This is a genomic window from Chryseobacterium sp. 2TAF14 (genome assembly GCF_052115105.1).
Taxonomy (GTDB): domain Bacteria; phylum Bacteroidota; class Bacteroidia; order Flavobacteriales; family Weeksellaceae; genus Chryseobacterium.
In genome coordinates this window covers 1-9,614 of the sequence record NZ_JBFRGA010000096.1, presented here as the reverse complement: position 1 = coordinate 9,614, position 9,614 = coordinate 1, and the positions used below count along the sequence as shown (strand labels likewise).

The following is a 9,614-nucleotide window of genomic DNA, read 5'->3' as shown; positions in this document are numbered from 1 at the left end:
AGGTTAATCAGATTAAATTATTAAAGAATATGCAATCTTCAAAAGCAATTGAAATAGTCACAAATCCTATTAAACAAAAAACTTTCAACATCACATCGGTTTGATTATATTTGCTTAATTCTCATTATTTATGAAATTAAATATAAAAAACGAAACCGGAAGACTGAGGTCGGTGGTTTTAGGGCAACCCAATTCTATGGGCGGTGTTCCTACTTTAGACGAAAGTTATGATGCTAAATCATACTATACGATAGAACACAACATGTACCCGAAAGAAGCAGATATCATCAATGAGATGAATGCTTTTGAAGCGGTTTTGAAGAAATACGATGTACAGGTATTCCGTCCGGATATTATCAACGATTATAACCAGGTTTTTGCAAGAGATGTTGCTTTTGTGATCGACGATAAAATGATTATTTCCAACGTAATTGCCGACAGAGCCGATGAACAGGAAGCTTATAAAGAAGTCTTTGAAGAAGTAGCCTGGAGGAAAATTATCAACCTTCCCGAAACTGCTCATATTGAAGGCGGTGATGTAATTGTCTGGAACGATTTTCTTTTCATCGGAACCTGTTTCAGTGAAGATTACAGAAATTATAAAACGGCAAGAACTAACGAATATGCGATCGAAATTCTTAAAGAATATTTTCCTAAGAAGAGAATTATCGATTTGGAACTAAAGAAAAACGACAAAATTCCGTATGAAGGAATTTTGCATTTAGACTGTACATTCAACCCGATTGGTAAAGATAAATGCATCATTTACAAAGACGGTTTTGTAGACGAAAGCGATTACAATTTAATCATCGATATTTTCGGAGAAGAAAACTGTTTCCATGTAACGGACGAAGAAATGTTTGAAATGTTCCCGAATATTTTCTCTATTTCTCCGGAAGTTGTGGTTTCAGACAAAGCTTTTACAAGAATGAATAATCACCTGAGAAATGAATGGGGAATGATTGTAGAAGAAATTCCTTACAGAGAGATTTCTAAAATGGGCGGCTTGTTGAGGTGCTCTACAATGCCGTTGGTAAGAGACTAATTGTGTTGGAGTGTCTTAGAGTTGTAGAGTTTTAGAGCTTGAAAGGATGTTTTTATGTTAATATTTTTGCTATTTTAGTTAAAAATACAAAGATGTCAATAATTAAATTTCATCAGGATCTTAAAGTTTATCAGGAGTCCTTTAAAACAGCAATGGAAATCTATAATCTCTCTAAAACTTTTCCAAAAGAAGAATTGTACTCACTTACTGATCAGATCAGAAGATCCTCTAGATCGGTTTCAGTAAATATCAGCGAAGCTTGGGGCAAAAGAAAATACGAAAAATCTTTTGTGGCTAAACTTACAGATTCTGAAGGTGAAGCAAGAGAAACCCAATCGTGGCTTGAATTTGCTCTAGCTTGTAAGTACATTAATGAAGAACAATATAATAATTTAAACAAACAATATAATCACATCATCGGAATGTTGGTGATTATGATGAATCAATCAGAAAAGTGGTGCTCATTTGTAGGGAAATAAAAGTTTAAGTTGAAAATTATCACTATTTGTAAAAAATACACAAATCTTGTCGCTATTTTTTTTAACACTAAAACCCTCCGACGCTCCTACTCACAAACTTTAAAAACATGCAGACAACAGATACAGTATTAATGATAGAGCCAATCGCATTTGGATACAATGCAGAAACGGCAGAAAACAATTATTTTCAGGTAGAACAGAAAGATGCGGATATTCAGTCAAAAGCTTTGGCAGAATTTAAAATTTTTGTTGAAAAACTGAAAAGCAAAGGTATTAATGTGATTACCATAAAAGACACCATCGATCCTCATACTCCGGATTCTATTTTCCCAAACAACTGGGTGAGTTTTCACAAAGACGGGAAAGTGGTTTTGTACCCGATGTTCGCTGCAAACCGAAGAGTAGAGCGAAGAGAAGATATTATTGAAAGTATCAAAAATCAAGGGTTTGAGGTTTCTGAAGTTGATGACTGGTCTTTGCCGGAAATTCAGGGGCACTTTCTGGAAGGAACGGGAAGTATGATTTTCGATCACGATAACAGAATTGCTTACGGATCGGTTTCTTTAAGATTAGATGAAGGTTTGTTCAGAGAATTTTGTACCAAATACAGATTTACGCCCGTAGTTTTTCATTCGTTTCAGACGGTTGGAGAAGAAAGGCTTCCGATTTATCATACCAACGTAATGATGTGCGTTGCAGATCAATTTGTTGTGATTTGCTTAGACTGTATTGATTCTGAACTTGAAAGAACCAAAGTCATCGAAACCATTAAAAATTCAGGAAAAGAAATCATCGAAATTTCTGAAGATCAGATGCAACAGTTTGCAGGAAATATGCTTCAGGTGCAGAATAAAGAAGGCAAAAAGTATTTGGTGATGAGTCAGACTGCGTATCTTTCTTTAAAACCTGAACAAGTTTCAAATATCGAAAAATATTGTGAAATCATCTATTCAGATTTAAATACCATTGAAGTGAACGGAGGCGGAAGTGCACGTTGTATGTTAGCTGAGGTTTTCTTGCCTAGGAAATAAGGTATTTTAAATTAGACAAATTATAAACTTCTGACTTTAACCGAGGTCAGAAGTTTTTTTATGCTTCAATCTCAAGCAACCATTAAAAAAACTTTAAATTTGTAAAAATATAAAGTTTGATTATGAGTAAGAAATTATATTTGAGCATGGTTATACTGCTGTGCTTTTTTTCAAATGCGCAGCAAAAAACCTATTGTAACCCCATCAATATTGATTACGGTTACACTCCGTTCAAAAACTTTGCAAGCCAGGGAAAGCATCGTGCAACAGCCGATCCGGTAATTGTTAATTTTCAGAAAAAACTATTTCTTTTTTCGACTAATCAGGAAGGATATTGGTACAGTGACAATATGCTCGATTGGAAATTTATTAAAAGAAAATTCCTGAGAGACAACAAATATACTCACGACCTTAATGCTCCTGCAGTCTGGGCGATGAAAGATACTTTATACGTTTACGGCTCAACTTGGGAGCAGGATTTCCCGATCTGGAAAAGTACAAATCCCACAAAAGACGACTGGAAAATTGCTGTTGATACCTTGAAAGTCGGAGCTTGGGATCCTGCTTTTCATTATGATGAAGATAAAAATAAATTGTATTTGTATTGGGGATCAAGCAACGAATGGCCTCTTTTAGGAACAGAAGTGAAAGTTAAAAATCTTCAGTCTGAAGGTTTTGTAAAACCTATTTTAAGATTAAAGCCGGAAGATCATGGCTGGGAAAGATTTGGCGAATATAATGACAATGTTTTCTTACAGCCTTTTGTGGAAGGAGCCTGGGTAACCAAATATAAAGACAAATATTACATGCAGTACGGTGCTCCTGCAACAGAATTCAGCGGATATTCTGACGGAGTTTATGTTTCTAAAAATCCTCTGGAAGGTTACGAATATCAACAGCACAACCCGTTTTCTTATAAACCGGGAGGTTTTGCAAGAGGAGCCGGTCATGGTGCGACCTTCGAAGATAATTATAAAAACTGGTGGCACGTTTCCACAATTTTTATTTCCACTAAAAATAATTTTGAAAGAAGATTAGGAATCTGGCCTGCAGGTTTCGATAAAGATGATGTAATGTACACGAACACTGCTTATGGTGATTACCCGACTTTGCTTCCGCAGTTTGCACAAGGAAAAGATTTTTCTAAAGGACTTTTTGCAGGCTGGATGTTGTTAAATTACAATAAGCCGGTTCAGGTTTCTTCTACTTTGGGAGGTTATCATTCTAATAATGCGGTAGATGAAGATATTAAAACCTATTGGAGTGCAAAAACCGGAAATGCCGGAGAATGGTTTCAGACAGATTTAGGTGAGGTTTCTACAATTAATGCTATTCAGATCAATTATGCCGATCAGGATGTAGAGTTTATGGGAAAAACTGAAGGCAAAATGCATCAGTATAAAATCTTCGGTTCAAATGATGGTAAAAAATGGAAAGTCATTGTAGATAAAAGCAAAAACACAAAAGACGTTCCGCATGATTATGTAGAGCTTGAAAAACCGGCAGAAGCAAGATTTTTAAAAATGGAAAACCTGAAAATGCCTACAGGAAAGTTTGCATTAAGCGGTTTCAGAGTTTTTGGAAAAGGAGCAGGTGCAAAACCTGCAAAAGTTCAGAACTTTGTTCCGTTAAGAGCTGATCCTAAAAAATATGGTGAAAGAAGAAGCATCTGGATGAAATGGCAGCAAAACTCAGAAGCCGATGGCTACGTTATTTACTGGGGAAAATCTCCGGATAAATTGTATGGGAGTATTATGGTGTATGGAAAAAATGAATATTTTTTTACCGGAGCAGACCGGGTAGACTCTTATTATTTCCGGATTGAAGCGTTTAATGCAAATGGCGTATCAGAAAGGACTGAAGTCGTAAAGTCTGAATAAATTTCAAAAAAATCATTTTTATTATAAATATTTGATAATTATAGTTTAACTTTAATGAACAAATATCAAAAATAATAATTATGAAAAACTTAAAAAAATTGGAAGTTAAAAAACTTTCCAGAGATGATTTGAAAAACATTAAAGGAAGTGTAAAAGCACCTTGGGTTGAAGACGGATGTCCATGGCCATTGTGTCCCAATGCATTTGGAAGGTGTTCAGCTTTTGGTACTTGTGCAGAATACATCTAATAAAAAAGTGGTCGGAAGAAATTTCGATCACTTTTTTGTTTATTTTATTTCTTTTAAAAATGCAGAAATTTTATTAATCAAAAACGGAGAATTTTTTATTGTTCCAATCCAATAGACAGGATTTGCTATATCTTGATTGGTAATTAATTTATTTGAACCATTAAGATTTATTAAAGAGTTAAGTGTTGTTAAGATGAAATAAAATTTCTTAAGCAACCTTAAATTTGCATGCAAATTCTTAACCTATTTAAACTTCTTAATTAGACTTAATGGTTAATAATGCAACGTTTTGGAAATATTTTAAAGCGTTTTTTATTTAATATGTTTTAAAAATTCAGAAATTTTATCAATTAAAAACGGCGAATTTTTTTCATTGCTCCAATCTAAATGGCCTCCCGAAAACTCATAAGATTGGTTACGAACTTTATTCTTATTTAAAGCAGAATCTAAAATTTTCTTCTGAGACAGCGGAATTACCTGATCATTACTTCCATAAAAAGATATTGTTGGTGGAGAATTTTTATTAATCCAATAGACAGGATTTGCTATATCTCGATTGGTAATGTCTGTCGGAGTTGGTTTTGACAAATCAATCATGTTTTTTTCAACAAAAGTGTAATCAGAATATTGCTTAAAATCCGGGTGAAGTAAATCTGCAGGTCCTACAATATTTACAACAGCTTTTATTTTTGTTCTTTGCTTATTAGCAAAAAGTGTATTATAGCTATACAACATCGATAAATGTGCACCTGCGCTGTATCCGAGAAGAATGAAATGTGGATTTATTTTTTCTTTTACCGTTTTTTTTATCAGAAAATCCAAAGCCTTGTCAATATCATCAGTTTGGTTTGGAAGAATGAAGGAACTGTTGTTTGCCAATCTGTAATTTATATTTGCAAAAGCATAATCAGGAAATTTTTCCATCATTGAAAGAGTGAAATAGGTAAGATTAGATTTGTCTCCCGCTTTCCAGCCTCCTCCGTGAACAATTACAAAAATTCCTTTAATAGAATCTTTATTTTTCGGAAAATAAAAATCTAACTTTTGTGCAGAATTTTCACCATAAGAAAGATTTTCTTCTATATCGAAAGAAATACTGTTGCCAAGATCAATGGTTTTTTCTTTACAGCTAAAAATAACCAGGAGGAAGAATAAAAGTTTGAGAATTTTTTTCATAATCATAAATATAAACGAAACCCGCCAATTTCTTGACGGGTTTCAATACAAAATAAAATATATGAAGATTGAATGTTAACGTGTTCTGCTTTTGATGTCGTCTGAAGCACCTTCTATGTTTCTTACTTTCTTCACTTTCTGGTTTCCGAAGTTGTAAGTAATGCTGAAAGTTCCGCCTCTGTTGTACCTGTTTTGGTGAATGTAATTGTAGTTTCCATTGGTTTGAAAGTCTTCAATTTCTACGATGTTGGTATTTAGTATATCATTTACATTAAGAGCAAAAGTCCAGTCGTTCCAGTTTTTCTTAAGGCTTAAATCAAGACTCATCAGGTTTCTTAATTCACCCAGTTCAATTTGTTGTTTGTCAACGAAGAAATAATTAACGCCTAAAAACCAGGTTTTCTTTTTGTCTAGACGAATCGTGTTGTTGGTTTGTACTACAATACTTGTAGAGCTTCTTTTGTTGATATAAGTATCAAAAACTTCTCCGGTTGTAGGATCTGTGCTTAAGCTTCCGTTGTTGATATTATGCTGTACTCCGACATTAAAATTCATGGTAAGATATTGCTTGAAAAAAGATTTCTGCAATCCAAGCATAGCAGACATTTCCTGCTTATCGCCAAAATTGGTTCTGATGTAAGCGAGCTGTCTGTATTGCACACCGTCTCTTGTAACATACCTTTGTAAAGGAACCTGCGTGATAACATCTTTAAATAATGAATGATTTAGAATCAGGAAATAAGAATTTTTAAACATATACGTCAGTTCCTGATTGTAAGTCGTAGAAGCTTTTACAAAAGGGTTGTTTTGTGTATAGTTGTCCTGCGTTAAAATATTTTTTACAGGATTCAGTTCCCAGAAGCTCGGTCTTCTCATTCTGCTTGAAAATGCATAAGAGATGTTATTTTTATCGTTGATGGCATAGTTTACGCTTAGATAAGGCAGAAGGTTGTTGTAATTTCTTTCAAATTCCTGCATCGGCTTATTTGGAATCTCAGAAGTTCCCATGCTTTTTGTGATTTCATATCTTGCGCCTACTTTTCCGGACAATTTATCAGAGAATTTCTTTTCAAATGTAAGGTAAAGACCATAGATTTTTTCATCATAAATAAAATGGTTAAGCTCTGGTTTTATGCTTTCCAAATCTCCGTCATTGTCGTAATAATTGAAATAATTCTTTGTATCATTATCTGTTTTGGTAGCGTTAAAATTTCCACCTACAGAGACTGTAAGATCTTTTTTAAACTTTTGAATATAGTCTACCATTCCTGAAAAGTTATTGATGATCTGAGGGATTTCCTGCAAAACCGTTTGTCTCGGAAGAGTAAAACTTCCATCTGTTCTTTGCCCTAAAGTTCTGTTGTCTGCATTTTGAAACCTTCTGTAATTAAGATAAGCTGCATTTAAGTTTAATTTACTACCTAAAGAATCGGTTTTCAATTCATAATTAAGGTTCAGGGAATTATTGTAGCTTCTGGCGTTTTCAATATTTTTAGATTTTGTAAGCTCTGTCTTGTTGAGAGTTCCGTCTTCGTTGTACATCTGCAACGTGTTCAGAAGATCTACAGTAGAGCCGTAGCTTTTGTTTGCCCATGYATTCCATGAAAGAGCAAGATTACTTTTATCATTAAGCTGATAATCAAAATTAAGATATCCTCCAAGATTCTTGTTTGGATCATCAATATCACCTACAGATTCATTTTTGATCAGGTTTGTACCGTTTCTTAATGTATAATGTTGTGCCTGAATGTTTTCTCCACCATTCAAATTTGCGCTGATTCCCAGTTTATCTTTACGGTAATTCGCAGAAAAACTTGCTGAACTGGCGTTGTATTTATTCTGAGAATTCGCCATTCTCATATTTCCGTTARGACCGTCGCTCATTTTTTTCTTCATTACGATATTGATGATTCCGTCGGAAGATTCTACCTGAAATTCACTTCCCGGAACGGTAATCACTTCTATCTTCTGAATATTTTCTGCAGGTGTATTTTTCAGTAGCTGCGTCAAAGATTCAGCGTCCATATTGGTTTTTCTTCCGTTGATGTAGATCAGGGCGTTATTTTTTCCTGCTATTTTCAGGGTTTTATCATCAGTAGAAGAAAGAAGAGGAGTCTGTTTCAGTAAATCGAACGTTGTATTTCCTTTAGTTACAGGAGATGCCGCAACATCATACACAAAACGGTCGCTTTGCTTTTTGAAAACCTGCTTTTTCAATACAACTTCTTCGATCTTTTGTGTTTTTACAGAATCTGATTTTTTTTCCTGGGCAAATGTAAGTCCGCTTAAGAAAAGTGCTGCGATGAATATCTGGGTTTTCATAATTATATTTTTTAGTTTAGATGCTTGTATTTGTTATTATTTTACATTGCAAAGATATATAATAAATTTAGTATCATGCAATACAAAGTAGTAAAAATGTTTTTAAATAAAATTTAACAGCTTGATTATCAACTATTAAATTTAAAGTTTAAATTTTATTATACTTGGCTATTTATACAATTAGACAACACAGGCAAGAGTTTTGTTACAATAATTTTAAAAATTATCAAAACTCACTTTCTTTTGATTAATTTAAATTAAAAATAAAATGAAAAATCTAATCATTATTTTCGATTCTTTAACCGTGCAAAAGTTACTTTTACTTCAACTCTGATGGAAGGGAACAGTCGATGATCAGCCAGTTCGGAACTGTAAATAATTGTATTGATTTTACATTAAACGGAACTTCTTCTGATAATGTAAATGGAGTATCAGTTACCACAATCTTATCGGTAACAGGACATGTAAAATGAGATTTTTAAAATATTCAGAAATGAAATTATAAAAGTAAAAGGACTTGAAAAAGCCCTTTTTTATTTTATTCTCTATCGAAGCGTGCCAGTTTTTTATCAATCCAAATCGTAGCAAAAGGAAAGAATGCGGCGATGAGTGCGAAGACAGAATCTTCGTCATCCCATTGGTAAATTTTTCTTGTAGCAGGAATAAACAGCAGATAAAGTGTAAAGAAAAATCCGTGAATACTACCAATCGTACTGATGTAAACAATCGGAAAAATACCTTCAGGATCAACCCTGATCCAGATCATGGCTGTAAAAAGGAAAAACCATGAAATTGCTTCAGCCAAACAGATTTGCTTAAACCATTTAATGACTTTTTCCTGACCGTATTTTGCGAAAAAATTTTCTAAAAACTCCATTAAACTAAAGAATTAATTTAAATTATCAATTATCAATTATCAATTATCAATTATCAATTATCAATTATCAATTTCTACTTATAAAAACTACTTCCATCCAGATAATCAAAAACTTCCGGCGGAAGCATCGGTCTTACGTTTTTTCCCTGCTTGATCATATTGCGGATTTCTGTGGCAGATAATTCGATAACAGGCGCTTTTACAACCGAAATATTTTCGTGGTTGATATATTCCGAATCTTTTTTATTTCCTTCAAAAACTCTGGGATAAACAATAATATGATGGTTCTTTATCAATAAATCAGAATTTTTCCATTTGTGCAGACTTCCCAGATTATCTTCACCCATGATTAAACTAAAAGAATAGTCGGGATGTTTTTCTTTAAGATATGTTAAAGTATCGATCGTATAACTCGGTGTAGGAAGAGAAAACTCTACATTTGAAGCACGCATGTCAGGATAATGTTTGATGGCAAGTTCCACCATATCGAGCCTGTTGTGATCGTTCAGGAGTGACTTTTTTTCTTTAAACGGGTTTTGCGGACTCACCACAAACC

General features: G+C 33.7%; 10 protein-coding genes. 5 read left to right on the top strand and 5 right to left on the bottom strand.

All coding sequences use genetic code 11. The features are described 5' to 3' along the window. The first annotated feature begins 130 nt into the window (after positions 1 to 130). The 5 genes from AB4Y90_RS11190 to AB4Y90_RS11170 all read left to right on the top strand — a co-directional run bounded on the left by AB4Y90_RS11190 (position 131) and on the right by AB4Y90_RS11170 (position 4,683). Complete coding sequence (locus tag AB4Y90_RS11190) at positions 131 to 1,045, top strand: dimethylarginine dimethylaminohydrolase family protein (RefSeq protein ID WP_441557646.1); 915 nt, start codon at positions 131 to 133, stop codon at positions 1,043 to 1,045. 92 nt (positions 1,046 to 1,137) lie between these two features. Further along, entirely contained in the window at positions 1,138 to 1,524 is a 387-nt protein-coding gene (locus AB4Y90_RS11185) for a four helix bundle protein (RefSeq protein WP_441557644.1), read from the top strand. Positions 1,525 to 1,631: 107 nt separating this feature from the next. Beyond that, entirely contained in the window at positions 1,632 to 2,555 is a 924-nt protein-coding gene (gene ctlX / locus AB4Y90_RS11180; RefSeq protein WP_441557642.1) for a citrulline utilization hydrolase CtlX, read from the top strand. Positions 2,556 to 2,677: 122 nt separating this feature from the next. Beyond that, positions 2,678 to 4,435: a discoidin domain-containing protein gene (locus AB4Y90_RS11175; protein WP_441557641.1), complete on the top strand. Its 1,758-nt coding sequence runs from the start codon at positions 2,678 to 2,680 to the stop codon at positions 4,433 to 4,435. An 80-nt stretch (positions 4,436 to 4,515) separates the two neighbouring features. Next, on the top strand, positions 4,516 to 4,683 hold the full coding sequence (locus AB4Y90_RS11170; RefSeq protein ID WP_441557640.1) for a bacteriocin-like protein: 168 nt from the start codon (positions 4,516 to 4,518) through the stop codon (positions 4,681 to 4,683). A gap of 312 nt (positions 4,684 to 4,995) precedes the next feature. On the opposite strand, the gene AB4Y90_RS11165 is transcribed toward AB4Y90_RS11170, so the two are convergent. The 5 genes from AB4Y90_RS11165 to nadD all read right to left on the bottom strand — a co-directional run. Next, complete coding sequence (locus AB4Y90_RS11165) at positions 4,996 to 5,859, bottom strand: alpha/beta hydrolase fold domain-containing protein (RefSeq protein WP_441557639.1); 864 nt, start codon at positions 5,857 to 5,859, stop codon at positions 4,996 to 4,998. 75 nt (positions 5,860 to 5,934) lie between these two features. Continuing rightward, positions 5,935 to 8,181, bottom strand: a complete 2,247-nt coding sequence (locus tag AB4Y90_RS11160; RefSeq protein ID WP_441557638.1) for a TonB-dependent receptor domain-containing protein — start codon at positions 8,179 to 8,181, stop codon at positions 5,935 to 5,937. Between the two features lie 319 nt (positions 8,182 to 8,500). Beyond that, positions 8,501 to 8,623 (bottom strand): hypothetical protein, encoded by a 123-nt coding sequence (locus AB4Y90_RS11155; protein ID WP_441557636.1) that lies wholly within the window; start codon positions 8,621 to 8,623, stop codon positions 8,501 to 8,503. 96 nt (positions 8,624 to 8,719) lie between these two features. Beyond that, a complete protein-coding gene (locus tag AB4Y90_RS11150) occupies positions 8,720 to 9,058 on the bottom strand; it encodes a DUF3817 domain-containing protein (protein ID WP_441557635.1) in 339 nt (112 codons plus the stop codon). 74 nt (positions 9,059 to 9,132) lie between these two features. Beyond that, positions 9,133 to 9,614, bottom strand: a 482-nt coding sequence (nadD, locus tag AB4Y90_RS11145) for a nicotinate (nicotinamide) nucleotide adenylyltransferase (protein ID WP_441557633.1), incomplete at its 5' end; no start/stop codon positions are given.

Coding starts and splice junctions, on each gene's coding strand:
- AB4Y90_RS11190 (WP_441557646.1), top strand. CDS start 131: ATGAAATTAAATATAAAAAACGAAACCGGAAGACTGAGGTCGGTGGTT.
- AB4Y90_RS11185 (WP_441557644.1), top strand. CDS start 1,138: ATGTCAATAATTAAATTTCATCAGGATCTTAAAGTTTATCAGGAGTCC.
- ctlX (WP_441557642.1), top strand. CDS start 1,632: ATGCAGACAACAGATACAGTATTAATGATAGAGCCAATCGCATTTGGA.
- AB4Y90_RS11175 (WP_441557641.1), top strand. CDS start 2,678: ATGAGTAAGAAATTATATTTGAGCATGGTTATACTGCTGTGCTTTTTT.
- AB4Y90_RS11170 (WP_441557640.1), top strand. CDS start 4,516: ATGAAAAACTTAAAAAAATTGGAAGTTAAAAAACTTTCCAGAGATGAT.
- AB4Y90_RS11165 (WP_441557639.1), bottom strand. CDS start 5,859: ATGAAAAAAATTCTCAAACTTTTATTCTTCCTCCTGGTTATTTTTAGC.
- AB4Y90_RS11150 (WP_441557635.1), bottom strand. CDS start 9,058: ATGGAGTTTTTAGAAAATTTTTTCGCAAAATACGGTCAGGAAAAAGTC.